General features: G+C 49.2%; 12 protein-coding genes. 9 read left to right on the forward strand and 3 right to left on the reverse strand.

Features of this window, described 5'->3' with window-relative positions:
- Positions 1–307 precede the first annotated feature (307 nt).
- From BMX22_RS12035 to BMX22_RS12050, 4 genes are all read left to right on the forward strand, one after another.
- A complete protein-coding gene (locus tag BMX22_RS12035) occupies positions 308–2,572 on the forward strand; it encodes a leucine-rich repeat protein (protein ID WP_074742680.1) in 2,265 nt (754 codons plus the stop codon).
- Between the two features lie 18 nt (positions 2,573–2,590).
- A complete protein-coding gene (locus BMX22_RS12040) occupies positions 2,591–4,687 on the forward strand; it encodes a leucine-rich repeat protein (RefSeq protein WP_074742681.1) in 2,097 nt (698 codons plus the stop codon).
- A gap of 46 nt (positions 4,688–4,733) precedes the next feature.
- Positions 4,734–7,712: a leucine-rich repeat protein gene (locus tag BMX22_RS12045; RefSeq protein WP_074742682.1), complete on the forward strand. Its 2,979-nt coding sequence runs from the start codon at positions 4,734–4,736 to the stop codon at positions 7,710–7,712.
- Between the two features lie 279 nt (positions 7,713–7,991).
- Entirely contained in the window at positions 7,992–9,959 is a 1,968-nt protein-coding gene (locus BMX22_RS12050) for a GGDEF domain-containing protein (RefSeq protein WP_074742683.1), read from the forward strand.
- An 88-nt stretch (positions 9,960–10,047) separates the two neighbouring features.
- On the opposite strand, the gene BMX22_RS12055 is transcribed toward BMX22_RS12050, so the two are convergent.
- The 3 genes from BMX22_RS12055 to BMX22_RS12065 all read right to left on the reverse strand — a co-directional run bounded on the left by BMX22_RS12055 (position 10,048) and on the right by BMX22_RS12065 (position 15,252).
- Complete coding sequence (locus BMX22_RS12055) at positions 10,048–12,156, reverse strand: glycoside hydrolase family 3 protein (protein ID WP_074742684.1); 2,109 nt, start codon at positions 12,154–12,156, stop codon at positions 10,048–10,050.
- A gap of 123 nt (positions 12,157–12,279) precedes the next feature.
- Entirely contained in the window at positions 12,280–13,248 is a 969-nt protein-coding gene (locus tag BMX22_RS12060; protein WP_074742685.1) for a hypothetical protein, read from the reverse strand.
- A gap of 204 nt (positions 13,249–13,452) precedes the next feature.
- A complete protein-coding gene (locus BMX22_RS12065; protein ID WP_074742686.1) occupies positions 13,453–15,252 on the reverse strand; it encodes a CotH kinase family protein in 1,800 nt (599 codons plus the stop codon).
- Between the two features lie 376 nt (positions 15,253–15,628).
- Between BMX22_RS12065 and BMX22_RS12070 the strand changes: the two genes are divergently transcribed.
- The 5 genes from BMX22_RS12070 (at position 15,629) to BMX22_RS12090 (ending at position 21,818) form a co-directional block, all read left to right on the forward strand.
- Complete coding sequence (locus BMX22_RS12070) at positions 15,629–17,692, forward strand: EAL domain-containing protein (RefSeq protein ID WP_074742687.1); 2,064 nt, start codon at positions 15,629–15,631, stop codon at positions 17,690–17,692.
- 24 nt (positions 17,693–17,716) lie between these two features.
- Positions 17,717–18,826 carry a GGDEF domain-containing protein gene (locus tag BMX22_RS12075; RefSeq protein WP_074742688.1) on the forward strand — a complete coding sequence of 370 codons (1,110 nt, stop codon included), beginning with the start codon at positions 17,717–17,719 and terminating at the stop codon, positions 18,824–18,826.
- Positions 18,827–19,112: 286 nt separating this feature from the next.
- Positions 19,113–20,009: an ABC transporter ATP-binding protein gene (locus tag BMX22_RS12080; protein ID WP_074742689.1), complete on the forward strand. Its 897-nt coding sequence runs from the start codon at positions 19,113–19,115 to the stop codon at positions 20,007–20,009.
- Complete coding sequence (locus tag BMX22_RS12085) at positions 20,009–21,238, forward strand: ABC transporter permease (protein ID WP_074742690.1); 1,230 nt, start codon at positions 20,009–20,011, stop codon at positions 21,236–21,238. The genes BMX22_RS12080 and BMX22_RS12085 overlap by 1 nt, the downstream gene beginning before the upstream one ends.
- Positions 21,189–21,818: a hypothetical protein gene (locus BMX22_RS12090; RefSeq protein WP_143055530.1), complete on the forward strand. Its 630-nt coding sequence runs from the start codon at positions 21,189–21,191 to the stop codon at positions 21,816–21,818. The genes BMX22_RS12085 and BMX22_RS12090 overlap by 50 nt, the downstream gene beginning before the upstream one ends.
- Positions 21,819–21,910: the final 92 nt, after the last annotated feature.

Here is a 21,910-nt window from a genome sequence, read left to right on the forward strand (position 1 = left end):
CTCGGTAGCCCACAAATTCCGCTAAGGGAAGCACTCCAATGTGTGGTATTCATTTCGGAAAATTGATAAGCCGCGCATATGTAAGGTGCGTTAGAGCCTTTACAGTATCGGTCTCGCCATGGTTTAGCTTGTGATGTACTCGATGCACAGATATTTAGGTACCATGATGTATATAATGACGGTTATTGTTAAATAAATGTAAACTTGCTGTTGTACACCTTGAACAAAATATTCTGATTGCGTATAATAATAGTATGGTGTTCGACGGGTATGTCACCTGGGTAAATTAAAAGGAGGAGTTGTTATCATGAAAAGAAAAAAAGTTTATTCATCTGTCCTGTCACTATTCGCAGCGTTAGTGGTTGGTGTTTCCGGTATACTGCCGACGTCAACTGCTCTGAACACGTTTGCCGATGATACTGATGAAGAATCTATGATGGAATACGATGTAAAGGAAGGCGAATGTGGCGATAAAGCGAGGTATTCTCTTGACGCAAGAGGACAGCTCTATATTGACGGCGAAGGTGAAATAAACCAGACGGCAGAGTTTTATGAAATAGCAGATGAGTGTAAATCTGTAAGAATTGGATACGGTATAACAAGCATCGGAGAGCAGATGTTCCTCGGCGCTAAAAATATGGAATCTGTTTTCATACCATCTTCTGTAACAAAAATCAATGACACAGCCTTTTATGGGACAGCTATTAAGGAAGTAACTATACCTGAATCTGTGGAAAGCGTAGGTGCTATGGCATTCGGTTGTTGTCCGGATCTTGAAAGAATAGTTATCTTTAACCCGAATTGTGAAATTCATGACGAAGAATCGACAATAAGCGGCTATTATGACGATAGAACCGGATCGTACCACTTCAATGGAAGTATAAAGGGATATCCCGGTTCGACAGCCGAGAAGTATGCTCAAAAATTCAACAAGACTTTTGTCGGCTTCGACAGTACGGCTCCGGAAATTGTTGCAAGCGGATCAATAGGAACAAATGCAAGCTATTCCCTCGACTCGGAAGGGCTTCTTACGGTCACCTGTAACGGTGAGTCGGATGATATATTCTATATGCTTGATATTTTTGAAAAAAAGGTTGAACGTGCTGTAATCGGAGATGGTATCACGGAATGTTCATTTCAGGGTTGTACCTCTCTTGAATCGGTTCAGCTGCCTGATTCCCTGACAGCTATTACATATGATGCATTTGCAGGCTGTACTTCCTTAAAGGAAATATCAATACCTGCTTCCGTATCTATAATTAATAATAATGCCTTCAGGAATTGTACAAGCCTCACTTCAATCGTGATACCAGATTCCGTAAAGGAAATAGGTGACGATGCGTTCAACGGATGTAAGAACCTTTCGTCAATAATTATCCCCGATGGCCTTGATGAGATAGGAGCATTGGCATTTTATGATACTGCATGGATAAAAAACAGGCAGAACGAAGACCCGTTTGTTGTAATTAACGGGGTACTTGTAGACGGAAGAGCTGTCACCGACAATAATGCCGTTATACCCGATACAGTAAAAAGTATAGGCAAAGCTGCGTTTTCTTCTTCGGATATCGCTGCTGTAACTATTCCCGATTCTGTTGTCAAGATCGATGATTATGCTTTCAATTTGTGCAATAAACTTGAGTCAATCAACATTCCTGATTCTGTGTCATATATCGGATATGGTGCATTCAGCGAATGCAAGTCACTTTCGTCCGTTGTTATCCCGGAATCACTTACGAATTTTGGCGGAGACGTGTTTGAGGATACTCCTTTCCTGACGAATAAGCTGAAAGAATCGCCTTTTGTTATAATAAACGATGCTCTGATAGATGGTTCGGCATTATCGGGAGATGTTACTGTACCGAGCGGTGTCAGGATCATATCTCCGTTTGCTGTTAATTCCAACGATGATCTTACTTCGATCACACTGCCCGATACAGTTACAAGCATTGAAGAATGCGCATTTGCATGGTGTGAAAATCTGAAAACTGCCAATATAGGAAGTTCTGTCTGCAAGATAGGAGATAGTTCATTCTATGACTGTAAATCGCTTGAAGTCATCAATATCCCGGAAACAGTTGAGGTTATCGATCAGGATGCCTTCCATTGGTGTACAAGCCTCAAATCAATTGTTTTGCCATCGCGAATAAAAGAGATAAAGACCGGCACTTTTGCAAATTGTGAAAAACTCGAATCGCTGACTATCCTGAATCCGGAATGTGTGATAGCGGATGATGACGATACTTTATATAACTCTTATGACGAGACAAGCTCAACCACCATTTTCATCGGAACTCTCAAGGGATATAAGGGTTCGACCGCAGAGGAGTACGCTAAGAAGAATAATTATTCTTTCGTCGCCATCGACGGCGGATCATCATTGAATAAATTCGGTGACCCAAACAGCGATGGGAAAATAGATGCCAACGATGCATCGTTCATTCTTGTTGAATACTCAAAGCTTTCAACGGGCGGTGGATCAGCTATGAAAACCGAGCAGAAAGAGGCTGCCGACGTTAATAAACCAAAAAATATGGATATTACTGCGTTTATTGCTCGCAACAATAATTAGTGTAAAGGAGTTGAAATAATGAACATGAAACGGATTATTTCTGTTCTCACATCTGCTGTACTAACACATTGCTGCATAGCTGCCGGTGGTACATCATTCAATGGTATGTTGTCAGATTTCATAGTAAGTGCAGCTGATATTGAGAGTAGCGGTGACCTGGGAGAGAACGCTGCCTGGGAGCTTGACACTGAGGGGATGCTGACTATAAGAGGAACGGGTGATATGATCTGGTGGGCTGATAAGCCGCCGTGGTTTGGATCTTTTACCTGGGATCTCATAAAGCGAGTGGTTATTTCGGAAGGAATAACTAATATAGGTCAGTATGCATTTTACGGGTGTGAAAAACTGGTATCTGTTGAAATACCTGATACGGTTACCAGAGTAGACAAAAATGCGTTTACAAATTGTAAGAGCCTTACTCAAGTTACTCTTCCAGATTCAGTCACAGAAATAGGATATGAAGCTTTTTTGAACTGTTCAAGTCTTGCTGATCTGACGCTTCCTTCTACGATCTCGAACATTGATGATTATGCATTCAAGGACTCTCTCTGGCTTGAGATTAAGCAAAAAGAAGATCCGTTGGTAATAATAGGCGGGTTCCTTTATGATGGAACGACGTGTTCAGGCGACATAACCATTCCAGACAACGTCAGAGTGATATGTAATAGGGCTTTCGCTGATTCCCAGAATCTAAGATCTGTCATAATACCGGATTCAGTTACGGATATCAGGGAGTACGCTTTTTCAGGCTGTCCGAATCTTGAGTCGGTTACCATTCCCGAATCAATAACTGCTATAAAGTCAGGCTTATTCAGTGGCAGCAATAAACTTGCAACAATAACCATACCTGATTCTATAAATTCAATTAATGGAACAGCCTTTTTGTCAACTCAATGGCTTGAACAAAAACGAAAAGTCGACCCGGTTGTTGTTGTCAACAATATTGTTGTTGATGGAAAAACTTGTTCGGGAGATTTGATAATTCCGGATGGAATCAAGGAAATAAGTAATAGTGCTTTTTTAGGTTCAGAAATTACTTCTATAGTATCCCCTGACTCTCTTACAGCTATCGACCAATATGCTTTCGCATGGTCTGAAAAACTTGAGGAAGTTACTATCCCAAATTCAGTTAAGGAATTAGGTGCATTAGCTTTTCAGGATTGCACTGAACTAAAGACAATAACCATTCCAGATTCTATTGAAGTGATTAATCTACAAACATTTGATGGGTGTGACAGCCTTGAATCAGTATATCTTCCGGAATCTGTCAATTCTATTGAAAATCATTCGTTTGCTTCTTGTCCTTCATATGCAGTGATAACCGTTATGAATCCTGAATGTGATATTTCCATGTTGTTCCAGACAATGCCTTGTATAATAAAGGGCTATAAAGGCTCAACCGCTGAAGCATATGCTCTAAAAAATGGTAATAAGTTCATAGACATCGAACATGACGAGATAGAGGTTGTTGAACGCGGAAAATGCGGTCCGGATCTGACCTATACTCTTGACAACTACGGGACACTTACTATCAGTGGAAAAGGGAGAATGGGGGCTTATGAAACAGATACAGAAGTATTATATTGGGACCCATACGGTTCTCCGTGGAGAGATAAAAAGGGGGAAATATACAAGGTCGTTATAGAGGAAGGAGCAACAAATATTTTCTTTACCGCTTTTGCGGCGCATAGCAATCTTCAGATGATAACAATACCTGATACAGTAACGCAAATTGATCCACTCGCCTTTGAAAATAGTAATCGCCTACGTGTTATCAAGGGATATAAGGGTTCGACCGCAGAGGAGTACGCTAAGAAGAATAATTATTCTTTCGTCGCCATTGACGACGGGTCATCATTGAATAAATTCGGTGACCCAAACAGCGATGGTAAAGTAGATGCTAACGATGCATCGTTCATTCTTGTTGAGTACTCAAAGCTTTCAACGGGCGGTGGATCAGCTATGAAAACCGAGCAGAAAGAGGCTGCCGACGTTAATAAGGATACCAAGGTCGATTCAAAAGATGCATCACTGATCCTTGCATACTACTCGTACCTTTCAACGGGCGGAGACTCGGACATTGAGGGCTTTATTGCCCGTAATGGCAGAGTATAAACCTATGATCCGATACTTATGGCATGACATAAAAGGAGGACAGTTTATGATGATCAAAAAAGTGTCAGCTGTGATAACGGCGTTTTGCCTTTCGGCTATATGTATACCGTCAGGGAGCTTCGGAGAGGCAGTCAGCTCTTCCGCGGCAGAAGATCTTGAATACAACGGCTTTACGTATATGCTGAACGCCCGCGGCAACATAACTATCAAAGGATATAACGGCAGCGAAACTTCACTGACAGTTCCCGATACGATAGATGGTCTGCCCGTAACCACCATTCTTTCAAAGGCGTTTTACAATAATGTACGTGGAGTTTATATTCCCGAGAGTGTAGTCTCCATAGGTGAGAATCTTATGTGGAACGCAAACGGAGACGACTCTGCTATATTTGGCGAAGCGGGCTCATACGCCGAGACATACGCACAGGACAACAGGTTCAATTTCTTTCCTTCGGATTCGCTGAAAGGCTCGTTCGGGGAGGATATACAGTGGGAGTTTGACATTGATACCTTTTCTCTCTCGGTCTCGGGAAGCGGTGCGATGCCCGTATATACAGGATATGACATCTACACACTCGAATCTTACAAAGCAAAGGAGAATATCCCGTGGTACGGCTTCAGACACGCTATTATTTCCGCTGATATAGGCGGAACGGTCTCAACGATAGGCGAAGCGGCATTCTATGACTGCGACAAAATGAAGAACGTGACCATGAGCGACAGTGTCACGAAGATCGACGACTACGCTTTTTCGGAGTGTGATAAGCTCGAGAGCATCAGCTTCTCCGATTCAATCTCATATATCGCTCCTTATGTTTTTATCCGCTGCGGTAAGCTGAGCAAGGTGGATCTGCCGTCTGCGCTTAAAACTATCACGTTCTCAACGTTCAACGGCTGTGAAAGCCTCAGCACTGTCAATGTAGACAGCAAAAATGAGAATTACTGTTCGGTCGACGGCGTAGTATACAGCAAGGATATGTCTGTTCTGTATTTCTATCCCGATGCAAAGACGGATAAGAGACTGACTATCCCCGAAACAGTCACAACCATAGAAGCATATGCCCTGGAGGAGGCTAAGTATCTCGAGACGATAACGCTTCCGAGCAAACTTGAATATATAGGTACCGAGGCTCTTGCGCTCACCGGTGCAAAAACTCTGACCATACCCGAAAGCGTCAATTATCTCGGCAGTTACTGTCTGTACAGCAACACGCTCGGAACAGTCATATTCAAAGGCTCCGCACCGCGCCGCAGCGGTTCACCGTTTAACACAAGAGGCACATATACCACCGATGTTTACTGCCATTTCTCGGATACGAGCTGGTATACATTTATGGACGAGTTCACAGAGAATGTCAACTGGATAGACCTCGATGCCTACCCCGATGACGGCATTGAGCTCAGCGAAACAGCCGTTTCCGTAAAGGAGGGTGAGGAGCTTACTGTCGGTTTCAGGGCTTCGCCCGATCTGTCCGATACACTTATATGGAAGAGCAGTGATAATTCTGTCGCGACTGCTAATAACGGTATTATCACAGGCATAAAGAAAGGCGAATGCACAATTACCGTATCCGATGCGGACGGTAATTATACGGTAGTATGCAAGGTCACGGTAACTGCCGGAAGTACGGCGGCAAGTCAGGAAGCTGCCGTATCTGTCAGCGGTGCCTTATCATCGAACGAATCCGCAAACAGCTATATGACATACGGTAAAACCGTGAAGAGTTATTTAAATGAGACGTCTGACGGTCTGCTCGAAAGAGTCGAATACATTTCTCCGAAGGTCATGGTCGAAAGGTACAGGAAATCGGGCGGAGCTCCCGTAAAGACCTTTGAGCTCGAGACCGCTTACAATGTCTTCGGAGGTTACTGCAACGGTGAGAAGTACAACTACATCGTCTCCGGACAGGTGAATAAGACAAGAGCAGGCGGCGCTAATGTCCTGTGTGTGGAGAAATATTCAAAGGATTGGAAAAAGCTTTCCTCGCTTGAGATACCATCTTCGGATACCTATATTCCGTTTGATGCGGGTTCGTGCAGGATGGCCGAAAAAGGAAGCCTTCTGTTTATCCACGCCGCTCAGGAGCTTGTCATAGGGCATCAGTCCAATATGACATTCAAGGTGGATACGGATAAAATGGAGCTTCTTGAATCCATGACATTTATAAACACTATATCTACACTGTCGAATTTCGAGCAGGAGGGGTTTGTAAGCCATTCGTTCAATCAGTTTATAAAAGAGGAGGACGGCTTCGTATACCGCGCAGACCACGGCGAGGGAGATGATTACGGCATTAATATCAGCAGATGCAAGACCGACGGAAGCATCAAGGAGGTCTCGACCGTTATCCCGTATTCCTTCATAAACGGCAAATTGAACGAAACGGGAGCGTCGATAGGAGGATTAGAGCTTTCATCGGGAAGCGTCATCGTCGCCGCGAGCTCTATCGAGCAGATCCCCGAAAACTATCCGTACGGTCAGCGGAACATAATGCTCGCCATTACCTCAAAGTCTCTCAAGGCACCGCGCACGGTTTGGCTCACCAAATACAGTGAGAACAGCGGTGTCATGGTGAGAACTCCGCAGATAGTAAAGATAGGCAGTGAGCAGTTCCTCATAATGTGGGAGGAAGACACAAACGGTGCAAAAGCGACCAAAGCTGTTATGGTCGATGGAAATGGAAATATGCTGACTGATATAGTCCCTGTTGCGTACCCGCTCTCGGATTGTCAGCCGAGCAGGATGTCTGATGGATATATCCGCTGGTATGTCTCAGACGGTGAGACTGTAAATATCTACGCGATAGACCCGTACAAGCTCAGCTCATATGCTTCACAGGTCAAGGGCGATGTGAACTGCGATAACGTATTCTCTGTGGCTGATCTTGTAATGATGCAGAAAGCCGTATTAGGAAACGGCACTGTTCTCAGCTTCAGCAACGGCGATCTCTGTCAGGACGGCACTATTGACACGTTTGATCTGGTGCTTCTGAGAAAGCTGATCGTTTCTCAGAATGATAAGTAATGTATCCTCAATAACCGCATTTAGGCGGTTATTGCCCCGAACTTCGTTCGGGGAGCGCATATTCTTTTTAATGCCGATGATCATTTCGTCGGTCTGTGCCGAGGCGAAGATGTACGGGACGCTCGGCAGTGTTTAGCTGTCGCTCGTCTGTCGGTTTCTTAGGGGGCGCTGTTCTCCCCACCATCGGTCTCACCACGGCTCCCCCCAAGTATTTTCGCTTTGCGTTTTTGTTGTTTTTTTTGCCGCATTTATTATAAAGAAAAAGTGAAGGGAGTTATCATGAATAGTCACGTTCCGCGAAAGCGGCTTGCGCTTCTTATCTCAGACCCGAGTGCTGATTATTCTCAGTCGGTCATTACGGGAGTCCGCGATCAGTGCGCGAAATATGATTATGACCTGCTGGTTTTCAGCACCATGGTCAAAGTGTGTCACCCTGATAAGGTCTATCTCAGAGGTGAGCTTAACATTTTCAACCTGATAAACTATGACTTGGTGGACGGCGTTCTTGTAGCTTCGCTTGCACTGGTAGAGGACCAAGTGAAGGAGGTGCTTGAGAAGCTTGAAGCTGACCTCCGCCTGCACTGCACAAAGCCTGTCGTATCGCTTGACCTTCCCCTTGCCGATTATCCGACGGTCTACACGGACGATAAAAAGGCTATTCGTCAGGTGGTGAAGCATCTCGTCAATGACCACCACTGTCAGAAGCTGTACATACTCACGGGACAGAAGGACTATGTGGTCTCGGAAGCTCGTGCGGAAGCCTTCTGCGAGCAGATGAAGGCGGAGGGACTGGACGGCTCGAAGGATAATGTGTTCTACGGCAACTTCTGGTATACGGGCGGAGAGGAGTTCGCAAACAGGCTGCTGTCAGGCGAGCTCTCCATGCCCGATGCTGTTGTCTGTGCAAACGATTATATGGCTATTGGTCTTGCTAACCGCCTTATCACCGAAGGAGTGAAAGTGCCCGAGCAGGTCTGCATCACGGGCTACGACGCAACAAAGGATGCGCTGTACAATACGGTCAGCATCACGACCTATAATCCCGATGTTTACGGTATGGCTGCAAGTGCTGTCAACCTGTTACACAAGCAGATAGAGCCAGGGACTGCTGTGGCTGACGTTGAGATGCTGCAGCACTATGGATTGCGGACAGGTGGGAGCTGCGGCTGTGTGCAGAGTGCCGACGACCTGCGCTCGCTGCAGGGCTCGGGCATGAATCCCAACGAGAGAAGCAGGAATCCCGACGGAAGTCTGACCGTTAATGATATGCAGGGGCTTCATGAGAGCTATATGTTTGAGACCTTGTCGGTAATTCAGGACAAGAAACAGATACTTGATACTATTACCGATGTGACTTACCTTTTACAGCCGTATCGCCGCTTCTATCTGGTGCTGAGGAGCGACTGGAGCGATACTTCGATACGCTGCCTGAACGGTTATCCCGAGACGATGCGCTGTGTAATGCGCTGTATCCCGCAGAATGAATCCGAAAGTGAGACGGAGAGACGCTATGCTGTCGATTCTGAGGAGCACACTTTCCGCACGAAGCTGATGCTCCCTGCTCTCGATGAAGAACGTGATGAGCCTGTGGTCTTCTATTTCCTGCCGTCGCATTTCAGCGATGATACCATCGGATTTGCTGTGCTGCAAACTGCTATGGACGCGAAAAGAACGGCAGACGAGGTCTCAACTCTGTGGCTGCGTAACGTCAACAACTCGCTTCATATGGTGAGGGTCGTAAGCAAGCTGATAGACTACTCTGTCCGTGACTCTATGACGGGGCTCCTCAACCGCCGCGGTATGGAGATGATGTTCGACCGCCGCAGGGAGCAGGTCGCTCCCGATGACAGCTTCCTCATCTGGGTCATAGATATGGACGGTCTGAAGCATATCAACGATAATTTCGGACATGAGCAGGGCGATGTCGGTATAATCACTTTGGCGGAAGCGATAAAGTCGATATCCGACAAGGAAGATATCGCGGTGCGTACAGGCGGCGATGAATTCGTCATCATTGCTTCAGGAAGGCTGACAGAGCAGGACGGACGGGAGCGTATCAGCAGGTTTGAGCGGCTCCTTGCAGATAAAAATGCTGCTCGGGCAAGCAGACTGTTCGATATTTCCGCAAGCATCGGCTGTGTATGCTTCCCCGCATCGGAGCAGGATGCACTTGACGAGAAGATCCGTGAAGCAGACCACAGAATGTACGAATACAAGGTTGCACACAAAAAGCAGCGCAATGACTGAACCACGGAGCAAAACTGAAACACAAATCAAATCCCCGCTGTCAGAGGAAGACAGCGGGGATAGTTTGTTATCGGGTAAGCTTTGTGCTTTATCTCTTCTTTCTGCTCAAAACAGCAGCTGCTCCGGATAATGTGAACATGAGCAGCGCTGCTGCCGGAAGCTCACTGCCTGTATTCGGATTTGCGGAACTGTTCTTCGCAGATGTGGTCGAAGCTGTTGAAGTTGTTGTGCTCGATGTTGAGGTTGAAGCGGCTGTTGAAGCAGTCGTAGTTTCTTCGCCCTTATACTCCAGTCCGTATCCGAGCGGATAGAGCACCTCGTCGGTATACACTGCATTCTCATCGACTGCATATACATCGACAGGCAGCTTGCCCGACGGCATATTCCCGCCCAGTATCGTTATGAGAGCAGCAGGATAATTCTCGCCGTATGCAAGGCTCTCCGCTCCCTCAACAGGCATTTCGTTCATACTGTTCGCACAGTATGCGGCTACGATAGCATCTGCGTCACTGAAGCGGGCAGCGTCGTATGGTATATTTGCGCTTATAAGAATTACCTTCTTGCCGTTTTTATGGGCGAGTGCAATGAGATCGTCGGCAAATCTCGCCTGCCAGCCCCTTCCTTCATTTGATGCATCAAGATTGTCGGTGCTGTACATCTCGAAAGACAGGATAACTGCGTCGGAATCCTTCACATTCTCTTCAAATTCATCGGCGTTGTGGTATCTGTGCCATATGCAGTCCGCGGTCACGCCCTCAGCGACAACGCCTTCTTTTTTTAGACGTCCGAGCACGAACGGCAGCGTGTTCTCGCAGTTGGCATAGGGATAGAAAAAAGCTATTCTGCCGTTTTCACCGAGCTTCAGCGGAAGGACGTCGCCGTCATTCTTGATGAGAGTTATTGCCTTCTCGGCTATCTGAAGTGCCTTCTCCCTGTGCTCTGCCGAGCCGACTGTCTTCTGTGCTTCCTCTGCGCTTGGAGCTGTGTAGTCAAGTATGCCGCGTTCCTTCTTCATTCTGAGGATCCTTGCAACGGACTTGTCTACTGTCTCGCCTGAGATATCGCCTTCCTCTACACGGGCGGCAATGTCGGTTATATACTTCTCCATTTTAGTGATATCATCACTGCTTTTTATAAACATGGGTTCCAGAATGATGTCAACATCTGCGTTTATCGCAAGTGCTGCGGAGTCAACGATGTCAAAATTCTTCTGTATCGCGTCCATCATCATGGAATCGGTGCTTACAACTCCGTCATAGCCGCAATCATCTCTGAGAATGTCCGTTATGACAGTCTTTGAAAGCGTGGCGGGAAGGTTTATCTTCTCACCGCTTGATATTGATGTGTATGTCTCGGTCTCTATCTGAAGGAACTGGATATGAGCTGTCATTATCATATCCGTACTGCTGCTTACAGCCATCTTGAACGGTATCAGTTCCTGAGTCTGAAGCTCTTCGTAGCTCTTGTTTATCAGCGGCAGGCCTGTATGGCTGTCGGTCGCGGTATCTCCGTGTCCAGGGAAGTGCTTGGAGCAGGTGATGACTCCCTCGTCTTGCAGTCCTTTTATGTACTGAGCTCCGTGTTTGGAGACAAGGCTTGCAGATGACGAAAATGATCGGATATTGATTATCGGGTTCGAGGGATTGTTGTTCACGTCGAGGACGGGAGCAAGGTCGGTGTTTATTCCGAGCGCCTTTATCTCGCTTCCGATTATCTTCGCATTCTCATATGTAAGCTCGGGAGCGTCTGCTGCGCCAAGTGCCATGTTCCCGCAGGTCGGAGTGCCTGTTGAAAGACGGTAGATGATCCCGCCCTCCTGATCTGCACTTATGAGCATGGGGATACCGCAGGCACTGCCGAGTGCCGCCTGCTGTATCTCGTCTGTCAGAGCGACGGTCTGTGCAGTGCTCTGTATATTATCCGCAAACAGGCACACACCGCCGAAATTGTGCTCCACGATGAATCTCTTCTGCTCATCGTTGAGAGCGGTAACGCTCACCCCTTCGTCGTTTCCGTCAGACCACGGACGAAGAGTTATCATCATCATCTGTTCTATCTTTTGTTCCGTTGTCATCTCGGATAGCATCTGCTCAACAGTTTTTTCGCTGCTTTCTGCTGCTGTTGCAGTCAGGCTCACAGCTGAAAGCGCGACTGCCGCTGCGCTCAGCAGAGACGCTATCTTCTGGATCTTTCTCATAGTTTTCCTCCTTGCTGTTATGCCGAACAACGGATATGTCCCTCTATCCGATGCGGTCGAAAGTGTATGCTGTATTCTGTATCATCACGGCTGTCAATTTCCGATGCCTGTATCAATTTCTGCTCAGAACGGATCGTGTACCCCGTTGATCTTCCAGCTTCCGCCCTCCTTGACTACGTCAATAACTACAGTGCTTTCTGCACCGTAATTATTGTTTTTGATATTTACAGAGCAGCCGTTTTCGGTGCTGTCGATAGTGGGATCCGTGTCTTCAAAGGAATATCTGCTGCCGACAGGACGGTATTCGATATACAGCTCGCCGTCAACATCTATGCACTTGGGATGTTCTGTTCCGAAAAGACCGTCATAGCTGCTGCTGATGAACTGTTCTGTCATGTAGGTGTAAAGGTAATTGCGCACGTCGGATGTCGTTTTGTAGATGTTGTCGACGGACTTATGATAAATTGTTCCGTCATCGGTCGTGTATTCAGCATTGCTGTCGGTCGCGATACCGGCTCCGCTCATCAGCTTGTCGGCAAAGGAGAGCGAATCTCTGAGGTCTTTTGCTTCCGGGATCGTCGGAGCAATGGGGATATTGCTGTCGTTGCGGACAAAGGTCATGCGTTCATCGCCCTCGGAGCTTATCTCATTGAAGGGCTTTTCGGGGCATACAAAACCTGCCCAGTAGCTGTCGCCGCTCTCATAGAATGCGTAACGATAAGTGAGAGAGCCGTCGGGAGCCTCTTCTGATTCAACTCTGATCGTGCCGAAGCGTGTTCCTCCGCCTGCATATTTGAGCGAGAAGCTGCCGTCATCACTGACTGTAAGAATGTTGCTGAATGAATCCGTTTCTACCCATTCTCCGACAAGGTCGGCAGGGGAATAGTCTGCTGAAGGTGCTGTCGGCTCAACAGCCTCGGAAGTTGCTGCGGCGGATGTGGCCAGGGTCTCTGTTGTGCTGCTGACAGAAGCTGTCGAAGTTGTTGTCAAAGACGGGCTCTTGAAGTCGTCTTTCCCGACGTTGTTCTGCCCGCAGGATGTGAGGCTCAGAAGGCTGAATACCGCAGCGGCTGTAATAATGTGTTTTTTCATGATAATGTCTCCTTGGATTATGATATTGGTATGTCGGTGGATGGTTTGTCGGAAGGTGTACGGGACGGTCGGCAGGCATTGCTTCGCTCGCCTGCCTGCTGCTCAGGGGGACGCTGTCCCCCTCGGCGAGATTGATTTCCGCTTCGCGGTTTTTATTGAATTTTTCCGCATTATTGAATCATCAACAATTTCTATTATACTACCCTATTTCGGATTTGTAAACTCTTCGTTCATTTCATCAAGATACTTCGTGATGTAGTCGTGCCTTTTATCAAAGAAGCTTTTGAGGGCGTATACGGCATCAAGATAGTTACTCTCTGCGGCACTTCCACCGTACCAGCCATGCCAGAAACGGTCGTACGTGGCGACAGTCATCTCCCTGTACTCTTTTGAGAGTCTGTCGATTTCCGCATCGACCTTCTCGCTGTCAAAGTTGTTTTCGGCAATGTCTGTGAAGGTGTCGCGGAACTGCGTGCGGAAGGTCTCGTTCTCCATTGCGGCGTTGAATAGGTCGGTGATGAAGCACTCACTGCTGATGAAGGTCTCGATATTGTTGTCGGACGGAAGCGCCTCGCCGTAGAGTCCCGTGCTGTACTCGGTGTCGAACAGCAGGAAGCGCCACTTTCCGTCAGCGTATGGATTGCTCGCGTCAAACGTTTCCGCCTTCCAGTAGGCGGTGTTCCCGCGGCGCCAGTCGGAGTTGTTGATGTACAGCTCGGTGCTGACGTAGTCCATGAAGCTCTGCATATCCACGCGCTGACAGAGTTCCTCATAGGCGGAACGATCCGAAAAATCCGTAGCAAGTATCCACTCGCGGAGCTGCTCCCATTCCGTGAATGTCTCCTCGGAACCGTCCTCGAGAGCTTCCTTCTTGATAATGCATATTTCCTTTGAGGGGACGCCGTAATGCGTGCTGATGAACTCGTCGTCGAGCTTTTCGGTCAGCTCGTAGTGTCCCCAGAACTCGCCGTCGATGAAGAGTATGCAGGGCTCCGTTCCCTGCGTGAGGAAGGCTCTGTCGCTGACGAGTGACTGTATGAGCTTGTCGCGGAAGCGGGTATACTGCGCGTCATTTCCGCCGTTGCGGAGGACGAAGGAGTCGAATTCGGTAACGGTTGAGCCGTCCGACTTGCGCTTGACATTTCCCGAGAACAGGTCGTATCGGAGCTTGCCTGCACCGTATTCCTTGCGGGCGTAGACGTTGAAGCTCTTCTGCGGGTAGGAGCGTGTGGCTCCGCCGTGTATTCGGATGCCGACATTTTGCTCGTGCGCGAGCTGACCGTCCTCGAAGAACTGCATTGTCGCCTCGCGCTCCCATTCCCTGCCGTGCTGAGTGTAGTTCGCGGGCATGAACCATTCGGGAGTTTCGGGGTCGAATTCGTTGCCGTTTTTCCAGTCGTCGTAGACCTTGCCGAGAGCGTATATGCCTTTTTCGCAGTCGAAGAGAGCTGATTCGTCAGTCAGCATAGAGACTGTCTTCACATTCTTGTAGAAGTCTGCCTTTTCACCGAATCCCACAAAGTAGGTGCAGGACACCACAGGGCTCTGCACGCCGTTTTTGTCGACCGCCACAGCGCGCAATACCGTTGCCTTGTCGACCTTTTTCGTCGGGACGAAGGCGTCCGAGTCGCTGACGGGCTGTGCGATGTCCCTGTGCGCGCTGAGTTTGTTCTCCTCCTCGGAGCGGTCGGTCACGGGGATAGGGGATACGTAACGCGTGCTGTCTGTTGTGGGGATACTGCCGTCAAGAGTGTAGTATATCTCGGAGCCTTCGGGTGCGGTTATTTCAAGGTCAAACGGGCTGTCATAGAAGCCGCTTTTTACCGAGAAACGCATACCCTCCGCTTCAAAGGGAACTTCGACGGCGGCGAAGCCTTTGCCTGCTTCGGTCGTTTCCGCGGGAGCGGAGATGCCGCTCTGTCCGCCTTTATTGTCGGAGCATGATGTCAGTGTACAGCTCAGCAAGAGGATGAGCAGTGTGTTGACGATCGATCTTTGTTTCATGATTCTCTCCTGTATTTCGGACTTTTGATGCTTTGCTTTGCTTTGAATATTATACCATATATGGAGCGAAATTGCAAAGGGACGCGGCGAAAATTTTCCTTCTGATTGCACTTTGCCGCGAAAACGGAGGCGGCGACACGCCGATTATACCATGATCTCTGCGGGGAAGTCAATTATTGCGATTTGCGGATGCGGAGGCTAACGAAAAAAACTCCGCTTTAATAGAAAATTAACATTTGTTTTATCGATACTATTGATTTATTGTGTAAAATATGGTATGATTATTTTGGATATATGTGTTGTGCGAAGCAAGAATAGAATTGATCTAATACCGTTCGGACTGATCGGAGCCGAAACGGACGAGGAGGGAAGAGTATTGAGCAGCAACGATTGGATACATGACCTGCTAAGCAGACTTACCACTGATACGGAAGATACAGAGATACGCGATTTGATCGAAAAGTACCGCCGTGAGCACGACAGCGAGTCGGACAGGCTCATTCTCGGTGATGTCGACATTCTCCTTGCCACGCTGAAGGAACTGAAAAAAAACAGCGGACTTCTCGACCACAAGCTCAGCTCCCTCTCGGAGACGGAGCGCGAAGAGCTGAGGGAGACGGAAAGACTTATCGACGAGAACCTGTTCGACTACTACTTCCAGCCCATTGTCAACACTGTTGACGGCGAGATATATTCCTATGAGGCTCTGATGAGACCCAAGAGCACACTGAAGCTCACTCCGCTGCATATACTGAAATACGCGGGGCTCGTCAACCGCTTACAGGATATCGAACGCGGCACTTTCCTCAATATCCTCGGTATCATTGATACACGCAAGGACGATTTCTGGGGAAGGCTCGTGTTCATAAACAGTATCCCCGAGGCAAGACTCAACGTAGAGGATTTCAGACGAGTGACCGAGATGCTCCTCAAGCACGCGGATACCGCGGTGGTTGAGATGACTGAGCAGTCTGAGATAGACGACGAGAGTGTCGACTCCCTTAAAGAGCGCTATCGGAAAATGGGCGTGAGAATGGCTATCGACGATTACGGCTCGGGCTATTCCAACGCGGGCAACCTCCTGCGCTATATGCCGAATTACGTCAAGATAGACCGCTCGCTCCTCAGCAGTATTCAGGAAAGCCCAAAGAAGCGCCATTTCGTCCGCGAGATAATACAGTTCTGCCATGATAACGATATACTCGCTCTCGCGGAGGGCGTCGAGACGGCGGAGGAGCTCCGCACCGTGATACTGCTCGGTGCCGACCTCGTGCAGGGCTATTTCACCGCAAAGCCTTCTCCCGAGATCATTGCTTCCATACCCGAGGATATAAGGCAGATGATAAAGCGATTCCGTAACGAGCGTGAGAACGGCATCGGTCAGCAGATGTACATTGCCGACTGCTCCGAGAGGATAATGCTCGAAAGGATAGTGAAGTCGGATATCAAGTGCGTCATCATCGGGGCGAACGGTGACGGAGATGTTACCCTCGAGGGAACTCCCGACCTTGACTCGCAGACCCGTATCGAGACGAGAAAAGGCTTCACGGGCAGGATAAAACTTGAAAATGCATGGCTGACAAGCATCAGGAACAAGCCCTGCATAGATATCGCCGAGGACTGCGACGTCACGCTCGTCCTCATCGGCGAAAACAAGCTCGATCTCGGCGGGATACGCGTCCCCGAGTCGTCGAGGCTGACGGTCGAGGGCGACGGCAGACTTGAAATAAACCTCAATTCCGCCGAGTATTACGGTATCGGCAACGGTATCGGTCTGCTCCACGGCGAGCTCACTTTTGAACAGTCGGGCAGGATAACGGTCAATGCACGCGGCGAAACCGGCGTTGCTATAGGCTCGGGCAGCGGCGGAATAATAAACATAAATGCAGGACAGTACCGACTGAACCTACAGGGCGATGTCTGCCTCGGTATCGGTTCGGTCTACTTCGAGAGCACTCTCGTGATACATGACTGCGATATCGGTATCCAGATGAATTCCGCAAGAGGCACGGCTATAGGTTCGGTAGGCAGAAACTGCGATATCACTATATTCAAGACCTCGACGAAGCTGTTTATGTCGGGTATCGACCTCGTGGGTATCGGTACCCTCAGCGGAGAAGCCGCCAGAATAGAGATCCGTGAGGCAAGCGCTATCATCACCGTGAACGGCGAATTCTGCTCGGGTATTGCAGCACTTGAAGGCAGCACCGACGTTACGGTGAAAATGGCTTCCATTCGTCTCAAAGCCGCGGGCAAGCAGGCTATCGGTACGGGCGGCTTCACGGGCAATACCGATATAAGGCAGGAGACCTCCGATACGCACGTCACTATCGACACTACGGTAAATCTTGACGATTACGTCGACAGAGGCAGAGTTTCAAATTCCAACGGACAGTTTATTCTCACTCTGAACGGTGAGGATGTTATTGTCAGCAATTAGTATGTTCGTGGAAGGGAAGCGGTTATGTATACAAACGAACAATATAAAAAAGACTTACAGCTCATAGAGAAGCTCGACAGACTGAAAACGGTCAAGCTGCAATTTGTCGCGCATTTCTTCGCCTTTTCAGCCTGCCTTGCTGCCCATATTCTCTACCTTCTCCTGTTTGCAATGGCAGGCGTGAAGAGTATGATGATCTTCAATATCTTCAGCGTGGCTTTCTATGTGCTTGAGATAATCTCGGTAAAATGGGTGAAGAACAAGCTCTTCCTTGTCTATGCGACCATTTTTGAAATAATCCTGCACGCTTCTTTTGCAACGGTGTGCGTGGGGTGCGAGTCGGATTTCATCATGTTCCTGCTGATGATAATCCCTATCGCGTTCCTTATCCCGCAGGATAATAAGGTCGCGCCGTTTGCCATAATGTTTTCATCTGTCGTAATGTACGGTGTGCTGAGATACTTTTATATGCAGCCCGGTGCAGCGCTCTATGACATTGATGGTACGGGTTTCGTTAATGTGTTCTACATCATCAATATCATTTCGGGTGCTTTCGTGCTCATATACGTTACTACGATCTACGCATATATGCAGCGATATACCGAGTGCAAACTGAGAGTGCAGAACGAGCAGCTCAGGATCCTGGCTTCGACCGACCCGCTGACTAAGCTCTGCAACCGCAGGGAAATGGGCAAGAGGCTCGCTGAGATATGCAGTGAGAGCATTAAGAGCGGAAAGAAATATGTTGTCGGTATCGGCGATGTCGATGACTTCAAGAAGGTCAATGATACCTACGGACACGATTTCGGTGATACCGTGCTTTCGGCTGTTTCCGAGGTCATTGCCGAGAATATCCCCTCCGCGGGACACGCTGCAAGATGGGGCGGCGAGGAGTTCCTGTTCATCATTCCCGAATCGGATATAGAGGTGGGCAGGCAGTCCGCGGAGACTATCATTGCCCTGATAGGCGGCAGGAACTTCACCTGCGGCGACAAGAGCTTCTCCGTTACTATGACGATAGGTATCTGCGAGGGATTCCCCAACGATAATATCGACAAGGTCATCAGCCGCGCCGACAGCAGGCTGTATAAGGGCAAGCACAGCGGCAAGAACTGCGTTGAGTTCACCGACTGAGCATTATCCGAGCGAAAAGCTCCTGTTCGTCTCTTCGGACAGGAGCTGCCTTTTTTGCGTAAATAAGCAGCAGCGGATCGCGGCTCCCTGAAAAAATAAGCTCAAGCCCTGACCCCGATGCAGCATAATTATGAGGACTCCGAGGACTGCTCCCTCGGAGTTTTTTCATAGCGTTATCATATCGCTGCTTTCGGCTGTGACAGCTTTTTCGGAAAAATGATAAAATCAGATAAAAAGTTGAAATTTGACTGTTATGATGTTATCAAAGCAGGAAAGGAGTGTCTTTATGGACAACAATATCGTTATCAAAAAACTGAATAAGTTCTACGGAAGAAAGCAGGCTCTCTTCGACATCGACCTCACGATAGAGCAGGGGATGTTCGGGCTGCTCGGGAGAAACGGTGCGGGCAAAACTACTCTGATGAAAACTATTGCCGCACTCCATCAAAAGAAGAGCGGCGAGGTAACGGTGTGCGGTGTTCCCGTCGGGGAGGCGGCGAAGATACGCGCGATGATAGGCTATCTGCCGCAGGATTTCTCCATGTACCCGAATATGCGCACCGACGAGGCGCTCGACTACCTCGGCGCGCTCTCGGGGATACCTTCTAAAGAGCGCAGAAAGCGCGTGGAGGAGATGCTGAAACGTGTAAACCTCTGCGAGCACAGGAACAAAAAGGTCAAGCAGCTCTCGGGCGGTATGAAGCGCAGGCTCGGTATCGCGCAGGCTCTGCTCCACGACCCGAAGGTGCTCATAGTTGATGAGCCGACGGCGGGGCTCGACCCCGAGGAGCGCATACGCTTCCGCAATCTGCTGTGCGAGACCGCCGAGGAGCGCATCGTTATCCTTTCGACCCATATCGTCGGCGACGTTGAGTCCACCTGCGAGAAGATCGCCATTATGGACGAGGGAAGGATCCTCCGCTGCGGGACTGTGCGCGAGCTGCTGGAGAATGCGCGCGGTCATGTCTATACCGCCAATATCGAGAAGCAGTATATGGCTCAGATAAAGAAGGAGTACATCGTCACGGGAATGGTGGCGCAGGCGGAGTATACGACCGTTACGATCGTTTCCGATGCCGAGCCCGACCTGCCTAATGCTGTCCTGATAGAGCCCGACCTCGAGGGCGCGTATATGTACTGCCTGCGCTCGAATGGGTGCAGCGTGAAAGGCGGTGAGGAGTAATGCTGTTCAGACATGAATGCAAAAAGATAGTCTGCTCGGCGGCTTTCATCGTCTACTGCGTTATATCGCTGCTGTTCTTCTTCACGAATTACTGGACGGACTGCTCCGATGAGGTGTCTTGCAGCGGACAGGGGCTCATTGCGGTCGAAGACCACGACCGCATCATGGACGGCGCGACGAACTCTCTCATGGGCGATTTTGCGTCGAACAGGTACGAATGCTATCCATACGGCTTCTACAAGGCTGTCCACCTCAAAGAGAAAAAGCGTGTGAAAATCAGGAGCTACCTCGAGGAGATCACGGGAGTCAGCGGCGAGGAGTTCGATAAGCTGCTCAAAAAGAGTGATCCCTACTTTGAGGGCTTCTCCACAAAGGAGCTATACGAATTCCATGATATCCCCGTGAAGGAGGGCTTTTCATATGACCGTTTCATCGAGATAATGGCTGACGTGGACGATATTGTCGGCGGAGGCTCGATATACAATCCCGAGGGACTCATGTACTCGTTTTCGCTTGTCCCCATGGCGGAGGAGGATATTAAGGCGGAGCAGGACGATTTTTACAAGGAGGACAAGATAACGCGCGGTCTTGCAAGGCTTTTTTGCGACTATGCTGGCATTTGCCTCGCGATACTGCCTGTATTCACAGCCGCGTGGCTGACTGCCGCGGACAAGAAGCGCCGTATGCAGGAGCTCGTCTACTCGCGCAGTATCAGCTCGTGCAGGCTCGTGTTCACGCGGTATGCGGCTCTGCTGTTCACTATGGCTATACCTGTTCTCGCCATGATGATCCTCTCACTGATACAGGCGCTCGTTGTCTACAAGGGGCACTCTATGGATATGCTCGCGTTTTTCACGCTCCCGACGATATGGCTGCTGCCGAACCTCATGCTCACGACGGCGGTCGGAGTGCTCGTGACGGAGATATTCTCGTCGCCTGTCGCGATACTCTCGCAGCTTGCGATATGGTTCTACTCCGTAATGGCTGGCTCGCTGGAGCTTTCGGGCGGTCTGGACAGGTTTACGCTGGTCGTCCGACACAATACGCCGTTTGGGAGGGACGTGTTCCTCGCGGAGCAGGGCAATTTCATATTCAGCCGCGTGTTCTGGACTGTCATATCACTGGTGTTGATGCTGCTCGCGGTCGCAGTCTACAGCGCAAAGAGGGGAGGGCGTTTCAATGGCATCAGGCTGTTTGGCAAGGATAGTTTATTCAGACGCAAGGCATAATTTCCTGCCGCATTATCTCGCAGCCGCGGGGGTGCTCCTCATCTCGCCCGTTATATTCGGGCTCGCGGAGCTCACCGCGCAGATGTCGGCTCAGCCGCTGGAGTTAATGCCACTCCTTATGGGGATAATCCTGTTCACGCCGATACTTGCTCCCGAGCAGAACGAGTGCATTCTCGAGACAGTGCGCGCAAAAAAAATGAGCCGCCATATCGTGACGGGTATGCGTCTGCTCTGCTCGTTCGTGCTGCTCGCGGTGCTGATATTCGCGCTCGGCGGGTATATGCGGTACAATGAGTGCGACGTCACCGTGAAGATGTGCGCGGGCGCTCTTGCGGGGGCATTCGCGGTGGGGGCTCTCGGTTTCTTCTGCGCGGCGGTGACCGATAACGTCATCGTCGGATATATGGTGTCGCTTATGTATGTGGTGATGAACCTCTTCCTGCGAAAGGAGCTGGGAAGGTTCTTCCTCATGTCGATGACTTACGGGATAAAGGGATGCAAGCCTGTGCTCGCGGTGTCGGGAGCTGTGCTCATTGCAGCGGCTATGATATACCGCAGGCTCGCGAAGAATGAACGCTGAGCGGCACGGGGTGCCCCCGCGGGCGGTTTCGCGGCATAGCTGTACAAAACGGGAGTTTATTCCCGCGTGGCTTGCCGTTTGGACAGAATTAT

The sequence above is a fragment of the Ruminococcus sp. YRD2003 genome (genome assembly GCA_900109435.1).
Classification (GTDB): Bacteria; Bacillota; Clostridia; order Oscillospirales; family Ruminococcaceae; genus Ruminococcus; species Ruminococcus flavefaciens_G.